Origin of the sequence: Cellulomonas xylanilytica, assembly GCF_007989805.1 — a bacterium.
Lineage (GTDB): Bacteria > Actinomycetota > Actinomycetes > Actinomycetales > Cellulomonadaceae > Cellulomonas > Cellulomonas xylanilytica.
The window spans coordinates 419,623-444,037 of the sequence record NZ_BJUB01000001.1; the positions used below are offsets into that span (position 1 = coordinate 419,623).

Sequence of the window (24,415 nt, forward strand, 5' to 3'; positions counted from 1 at the left end):
TGCCCCATCATCGCGGTGCGTGGCGGTCGAGAAACGCGTACACCTCGGCATCCTCCACACCGGGGAACGCGCCGGTGGGCAGCGGCGACAGCACGTGGGCGTGCACCGCGGCGCTCGGCCACGCGTGCGGCGCCCAGCGTGCGGCCAGGCTCGGGTCCGGCTGCCGGCAGCACGTCGGGTCCGGGCAGCGGGACTCGCGCCGCCGGGTGGTGTCCCGGCCGCGGAACCACTTCGCCGCACCGAACGGGACGCCGACGGTGATCGAGAAGCCCCCGGCCGACGTCGACCCGGTCTGCGTCGTGCACCAGAACGTGCCCTCGGGCGTGTCGGTGTACTGGTAGTACTCGGTCGCGCGGTCGCGCCGGGTGAACGCCGACCGGGCGGCCCACTCGCGGCAGACGACCTGACCCTCGATCGCGCCGGTGCCGTCGGTGGGGAAGCGGACCGCGTCGTTGCTGTAGCCCTTGAACAGGGTCCCGTCGTCGCCCACGCGCAGGAAGTGCAGCCGGATGTCGAGGTGCTCCGTCAGCAGGTTCGTCAACCGTTGCGCGGCGGCCTCGTGCGTGACGCCGAACGAGTCGCGGAAGTCCTCGACGGCCAGCTCCTTGCGGCGCTTGGCGGCGCTCAGGTGCGCGACGGCCGCGGTCCGCGGCATGAGGCACGCGGCGGCGAAGTAGGTGATCTCGACCCGCTGACGCAGGAAGTCGGCGTAGCTGCGGGGCGTCGAGTGCGCGAGCACGCGGTGGGCGATCGCCTGGAGCGCCAGGGAGCGCAGGCCGTGCCCGCCGGGGATGGACGCCGGCGGCAGGTAGATGCGGCCGTTGGCCAGGTCGGTGACCGTGCGTGTGGAGTGGGGCAGGTCGTCGACGTGGATCAGCGTGAAGCCGAGGTCCGCGGCCATCGACGCGACCGCGCTGTGGGTGAGAGCGCCGGTGGAGTAGCCGGCGCGACGCACGAGGTCCTCGGCGGCCGTCTCGATCTCGGGCAGGTGGTTGTTGCGCTCGCGCATCCACAGGCGCAGGGCCGTCGTGGCCCGACGTGCCTCCTCCGGCGTGGCGATGGCCGCGTCGTCCCGGCGGGCGAGCTCGCGGTGCAGGCCGACGAGCGCCTCCAGGGCCTCGGTCGACAGGTTCTTCGCCGGCCGCACGGTAGGCAGCCCCAGCGCCGCGTACGTCGCGGTGCCCTGCGCGCGGTCGAGGTCGATCTCGAGCGCGGCTCGGCGGGACGGCGGGGCGGCGTCGAGGAGGTCGGTCGTCGTCGTGCCCAGCGCGGCCGCCAGGGACTGCAGGAGGCTCAGCCGCGGCTCCCGCCGGCCGTTCTCCACCAGCGACAGCTGGCTCGCGGTCGAGCCGACCAGCTGCCCGAGCTCGTCGAGCGTGAGGCCCTTCTCGGTGCGCGCGTGCCGGATCCGGCGTCCGAGCAGGAGCATCTCGCTGCCCGCGACGGCCGGCTCGCGCGGGTCGGTCGGCAGGTCGATGACAGGGCGCGGGGCATCGGTGGCCATGCAGTTGACCGTAGGCCAAGAACGGATGTTCTTGCATGCACGGTGACCTTGAGGTTGGCCCGGACGAGCCCGGAGAGTGGAAGGAGGCGGGAATTCCTCGTCAGCCCTGCGAACAGGAGCCTCTCCATGACGAGCTACGTCTCTCGGTTCCGTGACGGTGACAAGGACCAGAAGGACCTGCTGGGGGGCAAGGGCGCCAACCTCGCGGAGATGACCAACCTCGACCTGCCGGTGCCGCCGGGGTTCACCATCACCACCGCGGCGTGCCGTGCGTACATGCGCGACGGGCACGTCCCGCCGGAGCTGCGCGTCGAGGTGACGCTCGCCGTCCGGGAGATCGAGGACACGATCGGCCGGCGGCTGGGCGACTTCCACGAGCCGCTGCTGGTCTCGGTCCGCTCAGGCGCCAAGTTCTCGATGCCCGGGATGATGGAGACGGTCCTGAACATCGGGCTCAACGACGCGTCCGTGAAGGGGCTGACGGAGTTCTCGGGCGACGAGCGCTTCGCCTGGGACTCCTACCGGCGGCTCATCCAGATGTTCGGCAAGACCGTGCTCGGGATCGACGGGGACCTGTTCGCCACGGCGCTCGACGAGCGCAAGAGCGCGGTGGGCGCCGCGACCGACGTCGAGCTGTCGGCCCAGGACCTGCGCGTGCTGGTGCAGACGTTCAAGGAGATCGTCGTCGAGCAGACGGGTCGCGAGTTCTCGCAGCACCCGCGCGAGCAGCTCGACATGGCGATCGAGGCGGTCCTCGACTCGTGGAACACCGACCGCGCGCGGCTGTACCGGCGTCGCGAGCGGATCCCGCACGACCTCGGGACCGCCGTCAACGTCGTGAGCATGGTGTTCGGCAACCTCGGCGAGACGTCGGGGACGGGGGTCTGCTTCACGCGCGACCCGTCGACGGGGGAGACGGGCGTCTACGGCGACTACCTGCCGAACGCGCAGGGCGAGGACGTCGTCGCGGGCATCCGCAACACGCTGCCGCTGGCCGAGCTCGAGGTGCTCGACCCGGTCTCGTTCGACGCGCTCCGGCACGCCATGCGCCGGCTCGAGACGCACTACCGGGACCTGTGCGACATCGAGTTCACCATCGAGCGCGGCAAGCTGTGGCTGCTGCAGACGCGGGTGGGCAAGCGGACGGCGGTGGCGGCGTTCCGGATCGCGACCGAGCTGGTCGACGAGAGCCTCATCACGATGGACGAGGCGATCACCCGCTGCACCGGCGACAAGCTCAGCCAGCTGCTCTTCCCGCAGTTCGACGCCGGCGCCTCCCGGCAGCTCCTCACCCGGGCGATGCCCGCGTCACCCGGGGCGGCGGTGGGGGAGATCGTCCTGGACAACGCCCAGGCCCTCGAGCGCACCGCGGCCGGTGCGCGCGTGATCCTGGTCCGCCGGGAGACCAACCCGGACGACCTGCAGGGCATGATCGTCGCCGACGGCGTGCTCACGGCCCGCGGCGGCAAGACGTCGCACGCCGCGGTCGTGGCCCGCGGGATGGGGACCTGCGCGGTCGTGGGCGCGGAGGACCTCGACGTCGACGTGGCACGCGGCGAGATCCGGGTGCGTGGCGAGGTGCTGCGCGCGGGGGACACCATCGCGATCGACGGCGCCACCGGCGAGGTCTTCCGCGGCGAGGTCCCGGTGGTGGACTCCCCGGTGATGGTCTACGTCGCGGACGGCCTGGACGCCGGTCTCGCAGCCGCCGCCGACCCCGAGGCGCGCGCGCTGGTCACGGCCGTCGACCGTGTGCTTCGGCACGCCGACCACGTGCGCCGCATGCACGTGCGGACCAACGCGGACTCCGCCGACGACGCGCGCCGGGCCCGCGCCCGCGGCGCCGAGGGCGTGGGGCTGTGCCGCACCGAGCACCAGTTCCTCGGGGACCGTCGCCAGCACATCGAGCGCCTCGTGCTGGCGGACACCGACGACGCCCGGCGCGAGGCGCTGGAGGCGTTGCTGCCGCTGCAGCGCGACGACTTCGCGGGTCTGCTGGAGGCCATGGACGGCCTGCCGACCACCATCCGGCTCATCGACCCGCCGCTGCACGAGTTCCTGCCGGACCGCACCGAGCTGGCCGTGAAGGTCGCCGTGGCGGCGGAACCCGACCCGCAGGACGTGGCGCTCCTCGCCGCGGTCGAGCGGATGCACGAGCAGAACCCGATGCTCGGCCTGCGCGGGGTCCGGCTCGGGCTCACGCTGCCCGGGCTGTTCGCCCTCCAGGTCCGCGCGATCGCGGAGGCGACCGTGCAGCTGCGCCAGGCCGGGATGGACCCGAGGCCGGAGATCATGGTGCCGCTGGTCGGTTCCGTGCGGGAGCTGCAGCTGGTGCGCGAGGAGGCGGAGCGCGTGCTCGAGGAGGTCGGCGCATCGTCCGGGACGGCGCTCGAGATCCCCATCGGCTGCATGATCGAGCTGCCGCGCGCCGCGCTCACCGCGCACCGCATCGCCGAGGAGGCCGACTTCTTCTCCTTCGGCACCAACGACCTGACGCAGACCACGTGGGGGTTCTCGCGCGACGACGTCGAGCGCGCGTTCTTCGCGGACTACCTGCAGAACGGGGTGCTCACCATCTCCCCGTTCGAGACCCTCGACGCCGACGGGGTCGGGGCGCTGGTCCGCGCGGGCGCCGAGGGCGGCCGGTCGACCAAGCCGGGGCTGCACCTCGGCGTGTGCGGCGAGCACGGGGGAGACCCCGAGTCGATCCACTTCTTCCACGACGTGGGGCTGGACTACGTGTCCTGCTCGCCGTTCCGCGTCCCGATCGCGCGGCTGGAGGCCGGTCGGGCGGCCGTGGGCGCCAAGCGCTGACACGGCCGCCCGAGCGACGCACTACGGCGTGACGGTCAGCGGCGTGCCGCCGGACGTCAGCCGCCAGTCCGGGTTGGTCGACGAGAACACCGTCGGGTCCACCACCTGGTTGTCGGTCACCCAGTCGATGAGCAGCTGCCGGATCTCGACCTGCCGGTTGTAGACGACCGGGGCCGCCGTGACGCCCGGGAAGTTGCCCCCGCCGGACTGCCGGTAGTTGTTGATCGCGACGACGAACTCCTGGGCGTCGGTCACGGGGACGCCGCCGTAGGCGAGCCCGACGACGCGGCTGCCGACGGGCCGGGCCAGGTCGATGTCGTAGGTCAGCGGCTGGTCCAGCCCGCCCATGACGTCGTAGTTGTAGTCGGGCGTGCCGTTCGGCGCCGTCGGCGTCACCGCGTTGGTGAGGTCGGCGGCCGCGTACGTGCCAGGGGCCGGGGCGGCCTTGAAGTACTCCGCCGACTTCTCCAGGTACGCCTTGACCTGCGCGCCCGTGAGCTTGATGCCCGCGAGCGTGTTGTCGTAGATGTACAGGCCGGCGATGTCCCGGACGGACACGTCGCCCTGCGGGATGGCGGCGTCCTTGTTGAACGGTGCCGCGATCGACAGCACCGGCAGGTCGGCGTCGGCGCCCGTGAGCTCCGCCTTGACCGCCCCTGCCTGCACGTAGTTGATGAAGTCGAGCACCGCGGTGTCCTCGTACCGCGCGGTCGCCGCCGACATCGCCTCGGTCGAGGTGCCGATGACACCGTTGACGTAGTCGACGACGGTCTGCTGCTCGTCGGCGAGCAGGTCGACGATCTTCGGGTCCTCCGGCACGGTGCTGGCGTCGAGCACGGACGCGTCGACGGACTGCACCGTCCACCGGCCGCGGCTGAACGACAGGTCGATGTCGAACACCGAGAGCCGCTGACCCCACTTCAGGGGCTCGGACAGCACGACGGGCTTGCCCGTGGCCGTGTTGGTGACCACGCGCTCGACGATCTCCTGGTGCGCGTGCCCGACGAGGATCGCGTCGATGCCGGGGACCTGCTCAGCCACGAGGGTGGCGGCGTTCTCCGGGAACGGGAGCGCGTCGCCGTAGGACGACGAGGTGTCGGCGCCCGAGTGGGCGGAGACGACGACGACGTCGGCACCCCGGCGCCTCATCTCGGGCACGTACCGGGCGGCCTGCTCCACCAGCCCGCCGAAGCTCAGCTGCCCCTCGACGTTGGCCTTGTCCCAGATCGCGATCCCGGGGTTGGTCAGACCAAGGATGCCGACGTTGACCGGCTTGCCGTTCGGCGTCCTGACCTTCGTGATGACGTACGGCTGGAAGGCCGGCCGGCCGGTGCTGTCGTTCGTGGCGTTCGCCGCCAGCAGCGGGAAGTCGAGCTGCTCCTCGAACGTGCGCAGGTACGGGATGCCGTAGTTGAACTCATGGTTGCCCAGCGCGGCGGCGTCGTAGCCGATCGCGTTCATCGCCGTGGCCATGGGGTGCTCGACGCGCTTCGAGATGGGCTGGATCTTCGCGTAGTAGTAGGCCAGCGACGTGCCCTGGATGGTGTCCCCGGCGTCGAGGAGCAGGGTGTTGCGGTCACCTCGGTCGGCCCGCACCTGGTCGACCAGGGTCGAGATCTTCGCCAGTCCCACGTCGTTGTGTGCGCTGTCGTCGTACTCGGCGTCCTTGAAGTAGTCCCAGTTCAGGGCGTTGCCGTGCAGGTCCGTGGTGCCCATGACGGTGAGCCGGAAGTCGGTGGCGTGCCCGTGCCCCTGGCCGTGACCACGCCCCTCGTCCGCCGTCGCCGGCGCGGCGAGCGCCACGGCGAGGAGCGTCGCTGTGACGACCGTCCCTGCCCTGAGCCTGCCGCGCTGCAGGTTGCTGAAGCTCATGTCCGAGGTCTCCTGTGCTGTCGGTTCTGCACCGGGTTGCGGTGCGCCGCGCACGGTACCCCGCCGCGGTGACACGGGACACATCGGGCGACCCCGCCGACCCGCGTGGCCTCGGCGTTCACGTCATGTTCACGACGATGTGACCTGGGGCACAGACAGATCGGGTGGACAGGGTCAAATCGCCCTGCTTAGCCTGGTCCGCATCACACAGGGCGGCGACGCCTTGCGAGACCGGTTCTCCGGCGCCTCGCAGTCGCCGCCCTTTTGCGTACCCGGCGTCAACGTCGCCGTCGCACCGGTGGGTCGAGCCCTGGCCCACCCTGCCATCCGACGGACGACAGACTGGGGGCCGAGCCGTGGCTACGACGTTCGACAGGCTCGTGACTGAACCGCGACGCACCGAGATCAGGATCCGACCCGGCAGATCGGCTCAGAACGAGTCTGCCCCGAGCCCCTCCCTGATGCTGCTGGTGCTGCTCGCCTGCGCCGGCGTCATCATCTACGCCGCCTTCCTGCTGAACCCGGCCAACCGGGGCGACTGGCTGCCGTACACGCTGGTGATCGTCGCCGAGACGGTCCTGGTGACGCACGCGCTGCTGGCGATGTGGACCGTGCTGTCCAGCGGGCACAACCCCCGGGGCTTCTCGTTCAACCTCGCCCAGGACCGGCTCTACGACGTGGGAGAGATCCTGCGCACGAACACCGAGAAGGCGCCGCAGGAGTGGCGCATGTTCCTCGACGAGTGGCCGATCACCGTCGACGTCTTCATCACCACCTACGGCGAGGACCTCGCCACCATCCGGCGCACCGCCACCGCGGCCGTCGCGATGCACGGCCAGCACGAGACCTGGATCCTCGACGACGGCCGGTCGAACGAGGTGCGGGACCTGGCGGCGGAGGTCGGTGCCCGGTACGTGCGGCGGCTGTCGAGCAACGGCGCCAAGGCGGGGAACATCAACCACGCGCTCACCCTGGCCAAGGGCGACCTCTTCGTCATCCTCGACGCGGACTTCGTGCCCAAGCCGGAGTTCCTGCGCGAGACCGTCCCGTTCTTCGCCAGCGACGACGTCGCCTTCGTCCAGACCCCGCAGGTGTACGGCAACCTCGACTCGGTGATCTCGAAGGGCGCCGGCTACATGCAGTCGGTGTTCTACCGCTTCATCCAGCCGGGCCGGAACCGCTTCAACGCCGCCTTCTCGGTGGGCACGAACGTCGTCTACCGCCGGGCGGCCGTCGACTCGATCGGCGGCATCTACTCGGACTCCAAGTCCGAGGACGTGTGGACGTCGCTCATGCTGCACGAGAAGGGCTGGCGGACGGTCTACATCCCGACGGAGCTCGCCGTCGGGGACACCCCCGAGACCGTCGAGGCCTACACCAAGCAGCAGCTGCGCTGGGCGACCGGCGGCTTCGAGATCATGCTCACGCACAACCCGTTCTCGCGGAAGCGCACCCTCACGATGGATCAGAGGCTGCAGTACCAGGTGACCGCGACGCACTACCTCACCGGGATCGCGCCCCTGCTGCTCATCCTGGTGCCGCCGTTGCAGATCTACTTCAACCTCACGCCGATGAACCTGACGATCACGCCGCTGACGTGGGTCCTGTACTACTCGGGCTTCTACGTCCTGCAGATCGTGCTGGCGTTCTACACGCTCGGCTCGTTCCGCTGGCAGGTCCTCCTGCTCGCGGCGGTGTCGTTCCCGATCTACACGCGGGCCCTGGTCAACGCCATCTTCCGGCGCGACCAGAAGTGGCACGTGACCGGCCAGAAGGGTGCCTACCGCTCGCCGTTCGCCTTCATGATGCCGCAGGTCCTGTTCTTCCAGTTCCTGCTCATCACCACGGTCGTCGGGGTCTGGAAGGACCTCGGCAACGGCTACCCGAGCCTCGCGCTCGCCTGGAACGCCACCAACACCCTCATCCTCGGCAGCTTCGTCCTGACGGCCTGGAGGGAAGGCCACCGCGGCCGCCTGGCCGCCCGGTCGGCACGGAAGTCAGCGCGTGCCGACGCTGCCCCCGCACGTCCCGCCGCTCTCGCGACCGCACCCACCGGAGGTGTCGCATGACCTGGGCCAGCCGCATCCGACTGCTCGTGGGCACCCTGCTGGTGCTCGTCCTGGCCGCCGTGGCCACCTACAACCTCAACGAGAGCCGAGGGGTCGCCGCGAGCGACTCCGCGCAGATCCTCGCCAAGACCTACGAGGTCGGCACGCCCTACGCGGGTCTGGTCGTCGACCAGATGGTCGACGTGGGCGACCCCGTGACGAAGGGCGAGCCGCTGTTCGTCATCGAGTCCGCGAGCCTGCAGTACGACATCACCAACGGGTTCGCCAAGCCGGCGACCGAGGCCACGCAGGTCGACGACCAGGGCCGTCTGGTGGTCCTGGCGGCCGGCGACGGGACGGTCACCACGATCACCTCCGAGCGCGGCACCTTCGTCCAGCCGGCCACCAACCTGGCGACCGTCCAGCGCGCGGACACGCTCTACGTCCAGGCGGAGTACACGCTGACGGCGAACGAGTACGCCCGCGTCTCGGAGGACGCGACCGCGGTCGTCGAGCTGCCGAACCACAGCACGATCCGCGCGTTCGTGTCCGAGGTGAAGGTCGAGACGGTCGCCGGCGAGGCGCAGGCGGTCGTGACCCTCACCGGTGACGCGCTGGACGACGGTGCCCAGAACGGGCTCGTCTCGGCCGGCACCCCCGTCACGGCGGAGCTGCAGCTGCGCAACGACGGCGTCGTGACGCGCACCGCGGACACCGTGAAGACCTACCTGGGAGGACTGTTCGGATGACGGCACGTGTGACTGGACCCACGGCGGCCGTGCGGCCGCCTCCGACCACCCGGCGGCGCTGGTTCGTCGTCACGGGGGCCGCGGCCCTCGTGCTGGTCCTCGGCCTGGCCGTCGTGCTGTGGGCGCCCTGGTCCGCGGACGACGCCGCGTCGCAGGACACCGGTGCGGGCTCCGCCCCGGCGGCCGACGTCAGCGGCCCGCAGGACGCCACGCCCCCGGAGGTGGACCCGGTGGCGCTCGTCGGTGCCGTCCCGGCCGAGCAGGTCGCCAAGATCGACCCGGTGCGCCTGGCTCCCGGCGTGGTCCCGCCGACCAACCGCTGGTACAGCGGTCTGGTGTTCGGCGACGAGCCGCAGCCCGTGTTCGCCGAGCCGCTCTCGTTCGCCCTGACGGACTCGGGGTTCACGCTCGGGCTCCCGACGGCCACGGTGAGCGCGAAGGCGATCGTCGCCCCGCACGTGCCGGCCGTGACCGTGGACGCCGGCGCTGCCTCGGCGCAGGTCAGCGCCGCGGACCCCGTGAGCGTGACCGTCGACCTGCTCGACGCGTCCGGTGCCGTGCTCGGCCACGTGGTGCTCGCGGAGGGCTCGCCCTTCGTCAGCTTCACGGCCGCGCAGGACGTGACGCTGGCCTCGGCCGTGACGGGCGGCTCCTTCGCCGCGTCGTCGGACGGCGCCTCCCTGGCGGATGCCGGCACCTCCCAGTGGGGTCTCGTCGGCGGCACGTCCGACGGCGGGTCGACCACGCTCGGCGCGGGGGAGTCGGCGAGCTGGTACGCGCTGCCCCCGAAGGCGTCCGCCGCGGCGAAGGAGGCCCTCGCCACGGCGGCGGCCGACCCGGTCACCGGCGTCGACGTGACGTACGGGGTGGGCGACGACGTCGCCCGCACGACGCTCACCTACAGGACGGCCGGCGGCTCGCCCACGGCGTACGTGACCATGCCGCACCACCGCGCCGGCGAGCAGCCTGACCGCGAGGACTGCGAGCTCGGGTCCTACCCGAGCGTCTACGGCGACCTGGAGCTCTGCGCCGGGTCGCACCTGAGCTCGTACGCGCCGACCCTCCCGCCGGCCGGGGCGCTGGACCTCGGGGGCATCTCCCAGGAGCAGCGCTCCGCGATCGTCGCGGCGCTCGAGGCGGACGTCGCGGCCACCCCGGCGTTCCCGTCGGACACCTACTTCGGCGGGAAGTCGCTGCATCGCGCCGCGTCGCTCGTGGTGCTCGGCGAGCAGCTCGGGGTGCCTGACGCGGTCGCCGACCTGCGGGCGACGACCGTCGACGCCCTCGTCGAGTGGACGGAGCCGGACGGGTGCACCCAGCGCGACGCCCGGTGCTTCGTCTACGACGAGACCGCCCGCTCGGCCATCGGGCTCACGCCGTCCTTCGGGTCGGACGAGCTCAACGACCACCACTTCCACTACGGCTACCTGCTGGCCGCGGCGGGGCTGCTCGCCACGGACGACCCGGCGCTGGCGGAGCAGCTCGCTCCCGTGATGAACCTGCTCGGCCAGGACATCGCGGCGGCCGAGCCGTCGTCCGAGCTGCCGCAGCTGCGGTCGTTCGACCCGTACACCGGTCACTCGTGGGCCTCCGGGACGTCCCCGTTCGCGGACGGGAACAACCAGGAGTCCTCCTCGGAGGCGGTCACCGCCTGGAACGGCCTCGGGCTGTGGGCGCAGGCGTCGGACCAGCCGGAGCTGGTGACCCAGGCCACCTGGCTGGCGTCGACCGAGGCGCTGACCGCCCGGACCTACTGGACGGCGCCCGACCTCGAGCAGTTCGACGGGTTCGAGCACACGATGGTCTCCCTGAACTGGGGCGGCAAGCGTGACTACGCCACCTGGTTCAGCCCGGAGCCGAGCGCGATCCTCGGCATCCAGCTCATCCCGATGGGGCCGGTGCAGGTCTCGCTGGCGCAGGATGTGGACCCTGCGCAGATCGTCGCCTCCGTCGAGGAGGCGACGCCCGGCGGGTACGGCGTCCAGTTCGGCGGCTACCTGCTGGCGTACCGGGCACTGGCCGGGGCCGACGACGCGGCCGCGGCCTGGCAGGAGGCGACGAGCCTGCCCGACGTCGCGATCGACGACGGCAGCTCGCGTGCCTCGATGCTCGCGTTCATCGCGGCGGCGCAGGCGAACGCCGACGACTGACCGCACCACCGCACGGCGCCCGCTTCCCGGACCAGGGAGGCGGGCGCCGTCGTGCGTCGGGGACCCTGCAGTCGTACACGAAAGTGTCTCCTGTGACCTTCCACTTGACTTTCACCGCGCCGCGTCCGACGCTGAGCGCATTAGTGACACGAGTCACCTAGGGGCGCCCTCATCGTCGAGGGCGGTCCTCCAGGGCGTCTCGTGATCGACACCGGCCAGCGCGCAGAGGTCATGCCGTAGCCAGCTCACTGCAGGGTGTCACCACCTTGCACGCACCCACCGTCGGCTGACGTCGGTCAGCCCGGGCAGGCACGGCCGAGCGCAGCGCTGCGCACGACCCGCCGGCCCGCTCGTCCAGATCGGTCGTCCCCGGACGGCCGCGCCACCGTGCCCCGGGCGTGTGGCGGTCGACCCCCCGGTCGGCTGCGCGCCCCATCCCGAACGGAGACAGCCGGATGTCTGGCCACGCTCAACCGCTCCCGCCCCGTCCCATCCCCGACCGCCGCAGGCTGGTGGCGATGATCGCCGTCGGTGCCCTGCTCGCCTACCTGGTCCAGGCGATCGCCCTGCCCGTGCCCCGCGCGGAGGCGGTGACCGTGGGTTCAGGCAGCTACGCGGAGGGCACGCCGACCGGCGGTGCCGTGCCGACGGAGTGCAACAACACCCCGATCACCAACCCGCGGGCGCACGTGACGTCGAACTTCCCGGCCGGTGCGATCCCGACGAACGACTGGTGGACCTCGCTGCTGTGGCGCAAGTTCAACTGCGCGTCCATCTCCGAGAACCTCATGGCGCACCCGCTCGCGTTCCACGCGTACACGAACGGGCTCGGGGTCAGCTACCCGACCACGGCGAGCATCTCCGGCACGGCCACCGGCGTGGGGGAGTACCACTACAACTACGCCGAGGACTTCCGGCTCGGGATCGCAGGTCTCGACGCGGACGGCAAGGTCGACGGCTACTCCGACTGGACCGTCAGCGAGCTGTGGACCAACGGCAGCAGCAGCCTGCGCACCACCTTCGGCCACGGCCTGCCCTTCGTGTACGCCACGAAGACCGGCGGCAACGCGACCCTCACGGGTGCGGCTGCCCCGACCGTGTGGAGCAACGGCAGCGCGGCGATCGGCTACACGATCAACGGCCACGACTACGCCGCGTTCGGCCCGAGCGGGTCGACGTGGTCGGTCTCGGGGAACACCATCAGCTCGTCGCTGGCCGGCGGGTCGTTCTTCTCCGTCGCGGTCCTGCCCACCACGCCCAGCAGCAGCAACGCCGACCGTGCCGCCGCGCTGAGCGCCTACGCGCCGTACGCGCACAACCACGTGACCGGCACCAAGGTCTCCTGGTCCTACAACGAGTCCACCGCCAAGATGACCGCGACCTACGCGTTCACCACGACGGCACGCCAGGGTTCCGGCACGGGCACGGTGTACGCGCTCTACCCGCACCAGCGCGACAACCTCACCGGCGCGACGCTGAGCAGCTACTCCTACGTCTCACCCCGAGGACCGATGCGGGTGGTGGTCGGCAGCTCGCAGTTCCAGACGGTCTCGACGTTCAACGGCGTCCTGCCCCAGCTGGCGAACACCGGGTTCCCCGCCGGGTCCGCGGACGCCACGCAGCTGAACGGGTACATCTCCCAGGTGGCCTCGGGCGACCCGTTCGCCGGCTTCGGTGAGGACACCTACTGGACCGGCAAGGCGTTCGGCCGTGCCGCCCAGGTCGCCCACATGGCGAACCTCACCGGCAACACCTCCGCCCGGGACAGCCTCGTCGGCGCCATGAAGACCCGGCTGACGGACTGGATGACCGCCTCTCCGGGCGAGACCACCCGGTCGTTCTGGTACAACCCGTCGTGGGGCACCCTGATCGGCTACCCCGCGTCCTACGGCTCGGACACCGACCTCAACGACCACCACTTCCACTACGGGTACTACGTCGTCGGGGCCGCCACGGTCGCCCAGTTCGACCCCGCATGGGCGGCGGACTCCGCCTACGGCGGCATGGTCAACACCGTCATCAAGGACGCGGCCAACTGGGACCGCAGCGACACCCGGTTCCCGTTCCTGCGCGACTTCGACATCTACGCGGGTCACGACTGGGCCGCCGGGCACGGTGCGTTCGGTGCCGGCAACAACCAGGAGTCGTCGTCGGAGGGCATGAACTTCGCCAGCGGCCTCATCCAGTGGGGTCAGGTGACCGGCAACAAGACGGTCCGTGACCTGGGCATCTACCTGTACACGACGCAGGCGTCCGCCATCGAGAACTACTGGTTCGACACCGACGACGAGGCGTTCCCGGCGGCGTTCGGGCACTCGACGGTCGGCATGGTCTGGGGCGACGGCGGCTCCTACTCCACGTGGTTCAGCGCGGAGCCGGAGATGATCCAGGGCATCAACCTGCTGCCCAGCACGGCGGGTCACCTGTACCTGGGCTACAACCCGTCGTACATCACCCGGAACATCGCGGAGCTCGAACGGAACAACGGCGGCCCGGCGACCGTGTGGAAGGACATCATCTGGGAGTTCCAGGCGCTGGCCGACGCCCCGACGGCGCTCTCGCAGTTCCGCTCGCAGGCCGGCTCCTACGCGGTCGAGGAGGGGGAGTCGCGGGCGCACACGTTCTACTGGCTGAAGAACCTGTCGGGTCTCGGCACCGTCGACCGGTCCGTCACGGCGAACACCCCGCTGCACGCGGTGTTCGTGAAGAACGGCGTCCGCACCTACCAGGCGGCCAACATGAGCGGGTCGGCGATCACCGTCACGTTCTCCAACGGCGTCACGCTCGCCGTGCCCGCGCGGTCGGTGGCCAGCTCGAACACCACGGCGCCGACGGACACCACGGCTCCCTCGACCCCGGCGTACCTGACGGCGTCGGGCACGACCGCGACGTCCACCAACCTGTCGTGGACGGCGTCGACCGACAACGTCGGCGTCACCGGGTACGAGGTGCTCCGCAACGGGTCGGTCGTCGGCACGGCCTCCGGCACCACCTACGCAGCGTCGGGGCTGTCGGCGTCGACGACGTACTCCTTCACGGTCCGGGCGCTCGACGCGGCGGGCAACCGCTCGTCCAGCAGCACCGCGGCGTCGGTCACCACGTCGGCGGCCGGCGGTGACACGACCGCACCGTCGACCCCGGCCGGCCTGGCGGCGTCCGGCACCACGTCGTCGGCGACCACCCTGGCGTGGTCGGCGTCCACCGACAACGTCGCGGTCACGGGGTACGAGGTGCTGCGCGGGGGCACGGTGATCGGCTCGACCGCGAGCCGGACGTACACGGCGAGCGGCCTGTCGCCGTCCACCGCCTACTCGTTCACCGTGCGGGCGTACGACGCGGCGGGCAACCGCTCGGCCGTCAGCAGCGCGGTCTCCGTCACCACGACCTCCGGGTCGACGGGCACCGACGCTGCCTCGCGGATCCAGGCGGAGGCCTACTCCGGCATGGCCGGTGTCGCCAAGGAGACGACGTCGGACACGGACGGAGGGCAGAACGTCGCCTGGATCGCGAACGGCGACCACATCCGGTTCGACAACGTCACCTTCGGGAACATCCCGAAGGGCACGTTCAGCGCGCGGGTCGCGTCGGGTGCTGCCGGCGGGATCAGCGGGCTGGTCAACGTGCGGCTCGACAGCCTCACGGGCCCGTCCATCGGCAGCTTCGCCATCGGCAACACCGGCGGCTGGCAGAGCTGGCGGACGGTCCCGGCGAACATCCAGGCCACGACCGGGACGCACACGGTCTACCTGACGTTCGACTCCGGCCAGCCGGCGGACTTCCTGAACATCAACTGGTTCACGTTCAGCTAGGCACCGACGGTCGTCCGACCCCCGGCCCGGCAGCGTCCCCTCGCTGCCGGGCCGGGGTGCGTCACGTCGAGTCGCGGGCGACGACGTGGAAGATGTCGCTCGGCTGGTCCGGCGGCTCGGCCGACTCGTCGAGCGCTGCCAGGACCGCGTCCGCGAGGTAGCGGGCCTGCGCGTCGACGGCCTGCCAGACCGTCGTGAGCGCCGGTGCGGCGAGCCGTGCGGCAGGGATGTCGTCGACCCCGATGACGGCGACGTCCTGCGGGGTGCGCAAGCCTTCGGCGCGCAGCCCCGACAGGACGGCGAGCGCGACCTCGTCGTTGTAGGCGGCGACGGCGGTCACGGGCTCGGGGCCGGCACGCCAGCCCCGGACGGCGGCGGCGGCCGACGCCACGTCGAGGTCGACGGCCTGGACCTGCGGTGCGGGCAGGCCGAGCTGCTCGCACCCCTGCACCACGCCGGCCAGACGACGGTCGGCGAAGGCGGCCAGGCGGTCGTCGCTCGGCGCCGCGTACGCCACGACCCGGTGGCCGCGCTCGGCCAGGTGCTCCACCTGGAGCCGGCCGATCCGCGTCTGCGGGACGGAGAACGTGCCGGGGTGGGTGATCTCGTCGAGCGCGCTGCCGACCACCTGGATGCCGGCCTGGCGCATCGCGCGCTCGTCGTCGGGGGCGAACGGGGCGAGGCCGAGCACGACGCGGGGTGTGACCGCCCGCCACAGCTCGGACAGCGGCCGCGGACCCCGGGACTGGTGGACCAGCACGGACAGGCCGCGGTCCGCCAGGCGCGTGGTCAGGTGGTCGAGCAGGGTGTCGATGACCGGGCCGATGGTCCAGTCGGGCAGCACGCACAGCACGAGGTCGCTGCGTCCGGAGCGCAGGGTGCGGGCCGCCGCAGACGGCGTGTACCCCAGGCGCGCGGCGGCGTCGCGGACCCGCTGCCGGGTGGACTCCGGGATGGTGACGCCGGTCTTGCCGTTGAGCACGTAGCTGACCGTGGTGCGCGAGACGCCGCTCTCCCGTGCCACATCGGCACTCGTCAACCGTGGCACGGTCCCTCGCCTCCCCGTCGCAGCTTCGCCACACCCTAGTCCGCAGCCGTCGCGCTCCGGTTGACGCGGGTCGGCGGGCGGGTGAGTCTGCGAGGGTGACGGACCGACGTGGGGCTCACCCGGAGAGCACCCCGTCGGGGCGCGCCGTCGCCGGCGCCCGGCTGCCCGGCACGACCGATGCGCAGTGGGCCGTCCTGACGGCGCGCTTCGACGAGCACTTCGGGCGGCTGGAGCGCCTCGTCGAGGAGGTGTACGGACCGGGGGAGGACACGACCCGCGAGCTGGCCCTGCTCGCGGGACAGCTGGCGACGAGCTGGCAGGAGCGCCCGGCGGACCTGCACGCGCTCGACGCCGCGCGCGAGGCCGACCCGACGTGGTTCACCTCCCAGCGGATGCTCGGCGGCGTCCTGTACGTGGACCGGTACGCCGGCGACCTGGCGGGTGTCCGGAGCCGGATCCCGTACTTCGAGGAGCTCGGCCTGACGTACCTGCACCTCATGCCGCTGTTCGAGGCGCCGCAGGAGAACTCGGACGGCGGCTACGCGGTGTCCAGCTACCGCGCGGTCGACGCGTCGCTGGGCACGATGACCGAGCTGGCGGACCTGGCTGCCGAGCTGCGGCGGCACGGCATCGCCCTGGTGCTCGACTTCATCTTCAACCACACGTCGGACGAGCACGCCTGGGCACGCGCGGCGCGAGCCGGGGACCCCGAGCACGAGGCGTTCTACTGGATCTTCCCCGACCGCACGATGCCGGACGCGTACGAGCGCACCGTCCGGGAGATCTTCCCCGACGACCACCCGGGCTCGTTCGTCCCGGTCCCGACACCCGACGGGTCCGCCGAGCGGTGGGTGTGGGCCACGTTCCACTCGTTCCAGTGGGACCTCAACTACGCCAACCCGGCGGTCTTCCGGGCGATGGCGGCCGAGCTGCTGTTCCTCGCGAACCAGGGCGTCGACATCCTGCGGATGGACGCGGTGGCGTTCATCTGGAAGCAGCTGGGCACGCCGTGCGAGTCGCTGCCGCAGGCGCACCTGCTGCTGCAGGCGTTCAACGCGGTCTGCCGGATCGCCGCGCCGGCCGTCCTGTTCAAGTCGGAGGCGATCGTCCACCCGGACGAGGTGGTCGAGTACATCTCCGTCGACGAGTGCCAGCTCTCCTACGACCCGCTGCAGATGGCGCTGATCTGGAGCTCGCTGGCCACCCGGGACGGCCGTCTGCTGCAGCAGGCCCTCGAGCGGCGGCACGGGCTGCCCGCCGGGACGTCGTGGGTCAGCTATGTGCGCAGCCACGACGACATCGGCTGGACGTTCGCCGACGAGGACGCCGCCGAGCTCGGCATCGACGCCGCCGCGCACCGCCGGTTCCTCAACCGGTTCTACGTCGACCGGTTCCCCGGCTCGTTCGCCCGTGGCGTGCCCTTCCAGGACAACCCGCGCACGGGGGACTGCCGGATCGCGGGCACGACGGCGTCGCTCGCCGGGCTGGAGGCGGGGGACGCGGGGGCCGTCGACCGGATCGTGCTGGCGCACGCGGTCGTGCTGTCGACCGGCGGGATGCCGCTGCTGTACCTCGGCGACGAGGTCGGTCAGCTCAACGACTACGGCGCCCTGGACGAGCCGGGCCACGGTGAGGACACCCGGTGGGTGAACCGGCCGCGGTACCCGGCGGCCAGGTACGCGCAGCGCGACGACCCGACCACCGACGCCGGCCGGGTCTTCGCGCGCCTGCGCCACCTCCTCGAGGTGCGCCGCCGCACGCCCGAGCTGGCGGGGAACGCGCTCGTCACGTTCGACACCCACAACCCCCACCTGGTGGCCTACCAGCGCCCCGGCCCCGGCACCCTGGTCCTGGTCGTCGTCAACCTGGCCGACGACCCCCAGCACGTGGACGCCACGACGCTGTCGGGCCTGCCCGCGTCGGCCGAGGACCTGATCGCCGGCGCCGTCGTCGACCTGCGCGGCGGTCTCCTGGTGCCCGCGCACGGCGTGCTGTGGCTCCGGGTCGAACGAGAAGGAGGAACACGTGAGTGACACCGGACCGCGCGGCGTGATCGACCCCCGGTACGGCGACGCGTCGGCCACCGCGCCGCCGTGGACCGAGATCGAGCGACGACTGACGGAGGCGCAGCTCTACTGGATCGTCTCCGTGCGCGTCGACGGGCGCCCGCACACGGTCCCGCTGGTGGGCGTCTGGCACGACGGCTCGTTCGCCTTCTGCACCGGCCCGCGCGAGCAGAAGGTCCGCAACCTCGACGCCGACCCGCACGTCGCGGTGACCACGGGCAGCACGGGCGCGGGCGGCTGGGACAGCGGGGTCGAGCTCGTCGTCGAGGGCACCGCGGCGCGCGTCACCGACCGCGGCGCGCTGCAGTCGCTGGCGGACGCCTGGTACGCCAAGTACGGGGACGACTGGGCGTTCGACGTACGCGAGGACCGCTTCGTCGAGCGCGGCGACACGGGTGGCGGCTCGGACGGCGCCTGGGTGTACCGGGTGGAGCCCACCACGGTCCTCGCCTTCGGCGGCAGCCACGGCCAGACGGCGTACCGGTTCTGACCTGGGCAGGACGCCCTACAGGCCGAACACCTCCGTGGGTCGACCGCGGACCAGGTCGACCACGGCCTCGGCCGCCTCGTCCTCGTCCAGCCGGTGCTCGGCCACCAGCCCCGCCAGGTACCCGGCGTCGAGCCGGCGTGCCATGTCGTGCCGTGCAGGGATCGAGCAGATGGCCCGGGTGTCGTCGATGAACCCGCTGGTCCGCGAGAGGCCGGCGGTCTCGGAGACGGCGGACCGCCACCGGCGGATCGCGTCCGGCGCGTCGAGGAACCACCACGGCGCCCCGACGTACACGGACGGGTAGAACCCGGCCAGCGGAGCGAGCTCGCGGGAGAACACCGCCTCGTCGAGCGTGAACAGGACGAGCGTCAGGTTCGGGTGGGTGCCGTACCGGTCGAGCAGGGGCCGCAGGGCATCCGTGAACGCACCGGGCAGCGGCAGGTCGTGACCGGTGTCCGGCCCGAACCGCGCGCCGGTCGGCCGGTGGTGGCCGCGCCGCACGCCCGGGTGCAGCGTCATGGTGAGGCCGTCCTCGGTCGCCATCCGGGCCATCTCGAGCAGCATGTGCCGCCGCAGCGCCGTCGCCTCGTCCTGCGTGACGGTGCCGGCCAGCGCCGCGCGGTAGATGCGCTCGGCCTCGACCGTGCCGAGGGGCTCGGTGCCGACGTCCTCGTGGCTGTGGTCGGTGGACACGCCGCCGTGGCGGCGGAAGTGCGTGCGCCGGTCCTCCATCGCGGCCACCCAGCCCGCGTAGCACCCGGTGTCGACGCCCGCGACGGCGCCCAGGTGCAGCACGTCCCGGGCCCAGTCGGCACGGCCGGCCTCGAGGTACCTGTCGGGCCGGAACGTCGGCACGACCCGCCCCCGGAACGTCGGGTCGTCCCGCAGGGCCGCGTGCGCGGCCAGGTCGTCGGCGGGGTCGTCCGTGGTGGCGAGTACGTCGATCCGGAACCGGTCGAACAGTGCCCGTGGCCGGAACGCGGGGTGTGCGAGCCGGTCGGCGATCGCGTCGAACAGCTCGTCGGCGGTGTCGGGTCCGGGTCGCAGGTCGAGCCCGAACACCTCGACCAACGCGCTCTCCAGCCAGTACTTCACGGGGGTGCCGCGGTACGCGGACCAGTTCTCGCACAGCAGCCGCCAGCCCTCGCGGGCGGCGTCGGGGGAGAGCGGCCCCTGGCCGACCCCGAGCCGGTCGAGCGACACCCCGGACGCGTGCAGCAGCCGCGTGACGTAGTGGTCCGGCGTCACCAGCAGGGTCGTCGGGTCCGGGAACGGCTGGTCCTCGACGAGCAGCCGTGCCTCCACGTGCCCGTGCGGGGAGAGGATCGGCAGGTTGCGCACCTCGTCGTAGAGGCGGCGGGCGATCGACCGCAGCTCCGGTGCGGCCGGCAGCAGCCGGTCGGGGTGCAGGCGCAGCGCCTGCCCGGTGAGCGTCGGCATGCCTCAGCCCTCCCGGGCGGCGCGGCGGGCGGCGGTCTCGGCGACGATCGCCCGGAAGCGCGTCTCGGTCAGCGGGTAGAAGACCATGATGAGGACCCCGACGAGGATGAAGGCGGCCGGGACGAAGCCGGCGATGTACCGGATGCCGTCCTGCGTGGCCTGGCTCTGGACCTCCTGCTGCGCCACGTAGCCGACGAATCCGAGGCCGTACGCCGCGGCCGCACCGCCGACGGCCTGCCCGACCTTGCGGGTGAAGGAGAAGACCGCGTAGGTGGTCCCCTCGGTCCGCACGCCGGTCCGCCACTCGCCGTACTCGACCGTGTCGGCCTCGAGCGCCCACATCAGCGTGTTCACGGCCGCCAGACCGACTCCGTACAGGCCGAAGAAGGCGATCGCCAGACCGGGCATGCTCGACGGCGTCAGTGCGATGCCGACCGCTGCGACGATGGCCAGGGCGCTGCTGGCCACGTAGGCCGGCTTCTTGCCGACGGCCCGCACGATCCGGGGGATGAAGCCGGCGACCACGAACATCACGCCGGTGCTCACGACGGTCAGGATGATGAAGTAGTTGGCGTCGCCGAGCACGTCGCGGGCGTAGTACGCCTGCACGGTCTGCAGCGTGAACATGCCGACCAGGAACGACAGCGCGCTGAGGCACAGCATGAGCAGCGGACGGTTGCCCCGCAGCGTCGCCAGGCTCTGCTTGAGCGTCACGTGGGCGACGTCACGGACCACGCGCTCCTTCGAGGTGGAGAACAGGAGCATGTAGAGACCGAAGCCGATCACCACGAACAGCAGGGTGGTCAGCGTCAGGGACTGCTGCAGGTTGTCGGAGCTCTTGATCTGCGGCGCGACGATGAAGGCGAGCGCGATGATGGTCGCCGCCGTGCCCATCGACCGGAAGCTCGCCAGGCGGGCGCGCTCCACCGGCTCCTGCGTCATGGCCGACGCCAGCGAGCCGTAGGGGATGTTCACCAGGCTGTAGGCCAGCCCGAGCAGCGCGTACGTGGCGTAGGCGTAGATCAGCTTGCCCGTGCCGCCCAGCCCGCCGGGGACCGTGAAGGTGGCCACCGAGAGCAGGAGCAGCGGCAGCGAGCCGAACAGGAAGAACGGCCGGAACTTGCCCCACCGGGTCATCGTCTTGTCGACCTGCCGGCCCGCCCAGATGTCGGCGAACGCGTCCCAGACGCGCACGACGAGGAACAGCGTCCCCGCGGCGGCGGCCGAGATCCCGACGACGTCGGTGTAGTAGAGCAGCAGGAACATCGACGTCATGGAGAACGCCAGGTTGTTGCCCGCGTCCCCGGCGGCGTAGCCGAGGTAGGAGCGGAACCGGAGCTTCGGGGCGGCGCTGGTGCTCGGGGTGGTGATCGGGTCGGACACAGCGACGGTGCTGGTCATGTCGACTCCTCGGTCGGGCCGCGCGGCGGCGGGGGTGGGGGTGGTCACGGCTTGGAGGTCCAGCGGCGGCGCAGCACGTGCGCGGCGGCCTTCGGGCGGCGGTCCCGGGTGAAGACGCCCTTCTTGTTGCCGTCGACCCGGAACACGCTCGTGGACGACGTGGCGAAGTCCGCGAAGTTCCAGACCTGCTCACCGACGACGGCGTCGACCGCGTCGAACACGCGGTGGTTCATGTCCAGGTACTCGACCTGGTACTCCTCGGACCACGGCTGCGGGGTCACGGAGTGCACGCCCGCCACGGTGTCGGCGCCGTACTCGGTGATGATGATCGGCTTGCCGTCCGTCGCCCACTGCTGCAGCTCGGCCAGCCACGCGGCCTCGGCGGCGACCAGGTCGCCGGTGTTGACGTACCAGCCGTAGTAGCGGTTGAGCATGAGCACGTCGCCCAGCTCGGAGACCTGGCACTTCCCGTGCGGCGCGAGCATCACGTTGACGAAGCCGACGGGGCGCGTGGGGTCCAGCTCACGCGTGAGCGCGAACAGCGGCTCGAAGTAGGCGCGCGCCGCGTCGGTGTCCGACTCGGGCTCGTTGGCGATCGACCACAGCACGACGCTCGGGTGGTTCTTGTCCCGGGTGATCAGCTCACGGATCGCCTGCCGGTGCGCCGCCTGGCTGACGTCGTTCACGGTCTCGGGGGAGAAGGTCGTGTAGCTCTGCCCGCCGAAGATCCCGCCCGCGAGGCCCATGTTCTGCCCCACGGCCGCGACCTCGTCGATGACGACGATGCCCTTGCGGTCCGCGTAGTCGTAGACCTCCTCCGCGTACGGGTAGTGCGCCGTGCGGAACGAGTTCGCGCCGACCCAGTCGAGCAGCTCGAAGTCGTGGACCAGGAACGCGTCGTCGTGGCCCTTGCCCCGCACCGCGGTGTCCTCGTGCTTGCCGAAGCCCTGGAAGTAGAACGGCTCACCGTTGATGAGGAACTGCGTGCCGCGCACCTCGACGGTCCGGACGCCGACGCTCTGGTGGTAGCTGTCGAACGAGGTCCCGGACGCGTCGAGCAGCTCGACCTCCGCGTCGTACAGGTACCCGGCGCCCGGCTCCCACCGGTGCACGTCCGGCACGGTCAGCTCGCCGCTCGGCCCGTCGGCGGTCGTGACGGTCCGGCCGTCGGCGTCCCGCAACGTCACCCGCACCGCATGCTCGGCGGCTCCGGCGACGGTCACGTCGTAGGCGACGACGCCCGTGGTGCCCTGCAGGTCGGTCACGACGACCACGTCGTCGACGTAGGTCGTCGGCGTCGCGTAGAGCCAGACCGACCGGTGCAGGCCGGCGAAGTTGAAGAAGTCGTGGAAGTACTGCTGCCGGCGTCCCTGCGGGGTGTCGTGCACGATGCCCGGGGGGATGGTCTGGAAGGTCAGCTCGTTGTTGACCACCACCGTGACGCGGACCTCGTCGCCGGGGGAGACGAGGTCGGTGACGTCGGCCTCGAACGGCGTGTAGCCGCCCTCGTGCCGAGCGACCTCGGCGTCTCCGACCCACACGACCGCGGCGTGCGTCGCGGAGTCGAACCGGAGCGACACCCGCTGCCCGGCCCACCCCCGCGGTACCCGCACGGTGGTCTGGTACCAGGCGTCGCCGACGTGGTCCCGTCCGGTGGTCCCCACGAGCACGTCGTTGTAGCTCGCGGGGACCGGCATGGCCTGCGCCGCGGTCAGCGGGGCGGCGTGCCAGCCCTCGCGCCGACCGGCGCCCGTCGCGTCGAGGCGGAAGTCCCACAAGCCGTTCAGGGTCTTGCGCTCGCGGCTCGCGGTGTCCTGGGGACGAAGCATCGGTGCTCTCCTCTCATCTCCGGCGACGCCTCTGCGCAGTGGCCGGTAGAACCATTGAGGACTGGTGATCACGCCACGACAAGCGGTTGCCACGACTTGTCGCGGTGCCTAGCGTTCGAGGGGTGGTGGACGAGCACCGGGTGCCGACGATCTACGACGTGGCCACGGCCTGCGGCGTCGCCCCGTCGACCGTGTCCCGGGCGTTCTCCCGGCCCGGTCGTGTGAACGCCGAGACGGCGGCGCGCATCCGGCGGGTCGCCGAGGAGATGGGATACCGGGCCAACCCGCTCGCCCGGGCGCTGCCGACCGGAAGGACGTCGCTGCTCGCGCTCGTCGTCTCCGACGTGACCAACCCGTTCTACTTCGAGATCATCCGCGGGGCCGAGCTGGCCGCGAACGCGGCCGACTACACGTTGCTCGTGGCGGACGTGTACGAGTCGGCGGTGGTGGAGCGCAAGGCGCTCGAGCGGGCGCTGCCGCTGGTCGAGGGTGTGGTGCTCGGCACGTCGCGCATGTCCGACTCGGCGATCCGCGTGATGGCGCAGCAGCGGCCGACCGTCGTCCTCAACCGCGTGCTGACCGGGATCCCGAGCGTCATCACGGACAACGCCCGCGGGACACGGCGTGCGATGGAGCACCTGGTGTCGCTCGAGCACCGGAGCATCGGCTACGTCGCAGGACCGGAGGCGTCCTGGGCGGACGGGATGCGCTGGCGGGCCATGCGCGAGGCCGCGGACACGCTGGACGTGCGGGTGCAGAGGTTCGGGCCGGTCGCGCCGACGCTCGCCGGCGGGACCGAGGCGGCGGCTGCCGTCGCCGGCTCCGCCGTGACCGCGGCGGTGGCCTACAACGACCTCGTCGCGATCGGTCTCATGCGCGGGCTGACGGCGAGCGGCCTGCGGGTGCCGCGAGACGTCAGCGTCGTGGGCTTCGACGACATCTTCGGCGCCGAGCTGTGCTCACCCATGCTGACCACGGTGGCTGCGCCGCTGACCGCGCTCGGCCGGTACGCGGTGCAGACGTTGCTGGCCGGGATGGCGTCACGGACACCGCCGCAGGTGCGCCCTGCGCTGCTGCCCGCCGAGCTGGTGGTCCGGGAGTCGACCGCGGTGCGTGCACGACGACGACGGCGGCCTGAGGCAGCCGAGGACAAGTGATGGCAACCGATTGCCATCCACCCCGCTCCAAGCGCTGA

The 24,415-nt window shown here is 71.7% G+C and carries 14 protein-coding genes; 8 read left to right on the forward strand and 6 right to left on the reverse strand.

Annotation, left to right across the window (positions count from 1 at the left end):
- Nucleotides 1-7 precede the first annotated feature (7 nt).
- On the reverse strand, nucleotides 8-1,504 hold the full coding sequence (locus tag CXY01_RS01815) for a helix-turn-helix domain-containing protein (RefSeq protein ID WP_186813257.1): 1,497 nt from the start codon (nucleotides 1,502-1,504) through the stop codon (nucleotides 8-10).
- Between the two features lie 126 nt (nucleotides 1,505-1,630).
- On the opposite strand from CXY01_RS01815, the gene ppdK reads away from it, so the two are divergent.
- Complete coding sequence (gene ppdK, locus CXY01_RS01820) at nucleotides 1,631-4,318, forward strand: pyruvate, phosphate dikinase (RefSeq protein ID WP_146925338.1); 2,688 nt, start codon at nucleotides 1,631-1,633, stop codon at nucleotides 4,316-4,318.
- Between the two features lie 21 nt (nucleotides 4,319-4,339).
- On the opposite strand, the gene CXY01_RS01825 is transcribed toward ppdK, so the two are convergent.
- Nucleotides 4,340-6,190, reverse strand: a complete 1,851-nt coding sequence (locus tag CXY01_RS01825; protein ID WP_146925339.1) for a bifunctional metallophosphatase/5'-nucleotidase — start codon at nucleotides 6,188-6,190, stop codon at nucleotides 4,340-4,342.
- A gap of 461 nt (nucleotides 6,191-6,651) precedes the next feature.
- On the opposite strand from CXY01_RS01825, the gene CXY01_RS01830 reads away from it, so the two are divergent.
- The 4 genes from CXY01_RS01830 to CXY01_RS01845 all read left to right on the forward strand — a co-directional run bounded on the left by CXY01_RS01830 (nucleotide 6,652) and on the right by CXY01_RS01845 (nucleotide 14,946).
- Nucleotides 6,652-8,259 (forward strand): glycosyltransferase family 2 protein, encoded by a 1,608-nt coding sequence (locus tag CXY01_RS01830; protein ID WP_246124933.1) that lies wholly within the window; start codon nucleotides 6,652-6,654, stop codon nucleotides 8,257-8,259.
- The gene (locus tag CXY01_RS01835; protein WP_146925341.1) at nucleotides 8,256-8,987 is read left to right on the forward strand and encodes an efflux RND transporter periplasmic adaptor subunit; all 732 of its coding nucleotides are present in this window, start codon (nucleotides 8,256-8,258) and stop codon (nucleotides 8,985-8,987) included. The genes CXY01_RS01830 and CXY01_RS01835 overlap by 4 nt, the downstream gene beginning before the upstream one ends.
- Nucleotides 8,984-11,137 carry a glycosyl hydrolase gene (locus CXY01_RS01840; RefSeq protein ID WP_146925342.1) on the forward strand — a complete coding sequence of 718 codons (2,154 nt, stop codon included), beginning with the start codon at nucleotides 8,984-8,986 and terminating at the stop codon, nucleotides 11,135-11,137. The genes CXY01_RS01835 and CXY01_RS01840 overlap by 4 nt, the downstream gene beginning before the upstream one ends.
- Before the next feature lie 518 nt (nucleotides 11,138-11,655).
- The gene (locus CXY01_RS01845) at nucleotides 11,656-14,946 is read left to right on the forward strand and encodes a glycosyl hydrolase (protein WP_246124935.1); all 3,291 of its coding nucleotides are present in this window, start codon (nucleotides 11,656-11,658) and stop codon (nucleotides 14,944-14,946) included.
- A 61-nt stretch (nucleotides 14,947-15,007) separates the two neighbouring features.
- Here CXY01_RS01845 and CXY01_RS01850 read toward each other — a convergent pair whose 3' ends face one another.
- Complete coding sequence (locus CXY01_RS01850) at nucleotides 15,008-15,970, reverse strand: LacI family DNA-binding transcriptional regulator (protein WP_246124936.1); 963 nt, start codon at nucleotides 15,968-15,970, stop codon at nucleotides 15,008-15,010.
- 119 nt (nucleotides 15,971-16,089) lie between these two features.
- Between CXY01_RS01850 and CXY01_RS01855 the strand changes: the two genes are divergently transcribed.
- Together CXY01_RS01855 and CXY01_RS01860 are read left to right on the forward strand one after the other, a co-directional pair.
- On the forward strand, nucleotides 16,090-18,027 hold the full coding sequence (locus tag CXY01_RS01855; protein ID WP_186813258.1) for an amylosucrase: 1,938 nt from the start codon (nucleotides 16,090-16,092) through the stop codon (nucleotides 18,025-18,027).
- Nucleotides 18,020-18,550 carry a pyridoxamine 5'-phosphate oxidase family protein gene (locus CXY01_RS01860; RefSeq protein ID WP_146925345.1) on the forward strand — a complete coding sequence of 177 codons (531 nt, stop codon included), beginning with the start codon at nucleotides 18,020-18,022 and terminating at the stop codon, nucleotides 18,548-18,550. The genes CXY01_RS01855 and CXY01_RS01860 overlap by 8 nt, the downstream gene beginning before the upstream one ends.
- A 15-nt stretch (nucleotides 18,551-18,565) precedes the next feature.
- Here CXY01_RS01860 and uxaC read toward each other — a convergent pair whose 3' ends face one another.
- The 3 genes from uxaC to uidA are packed head-to-tail and all read right to left on the reverse strand — an operon-like array spanning nucleotide 18,566 to nucleotide 23,220.
- Nucleotides 18,566-19,990 carry a glucuronate isomerase gene (gene uxaC / locus CXY01_RS01865; protein ID WP_146925346.1) on the reverse strand — a complete coding sequence of 475 codons (1,425 nt, stop codon included), beginning with the start codon at nucleotides 19,988-19,990 and terminating at the stop codon, nucleotides 18,566-18,568.
- A 3-nt stretch (nucleotides 19,991-19,993) separates the two neighbouring features.
- Nucleotides 19,994-21,391 carry a glucuronide transporter gene (uidB, locus tag CXY01_RS01870; RefSeq protein ID WP_146925347.1) on the reverse strand — a complete coding sequence of 466 codons (1,398 nt, stop codon included), beginning with the start codon at nucleotides 21,389-21,391 and terminating at the stop codon, nucleotides 19,994-19,996.
- Nucleotides 21,392-21,435: 44 nt separating this feature from the next.
- The gene (uidA, locus tag CXY01_RS01875) at nucleotides 21,436-23,220 is read right to left on the reverse strand and encodes a beta-glucuronidase (protein ID WP_146925348.1); all 1,785 of its coding nucleotides are present in this window, start codon (nucleotides 23,218-23,220) and stop codon (nucleotides 21,436-21,438) included.
- 122 nt (nucleotides 23,221-23,342) lie between these two features.
- On the opposite strand from uidA, the gene CXY01_RS01880 reads away from it, so the two are divergent.
- Entirely contained in the window at nucleotides 23,343-24,377 is a 1,035-nt protein-coding gene (locus CXY01_RS01880) for a LacI family DNA-binding transcriptional regulator (RefSeq protein ID WP_146925349.1), read from the forward strand.
- Nucleotides 24,378-24,415: the final 38 nt, after the last annotated feature.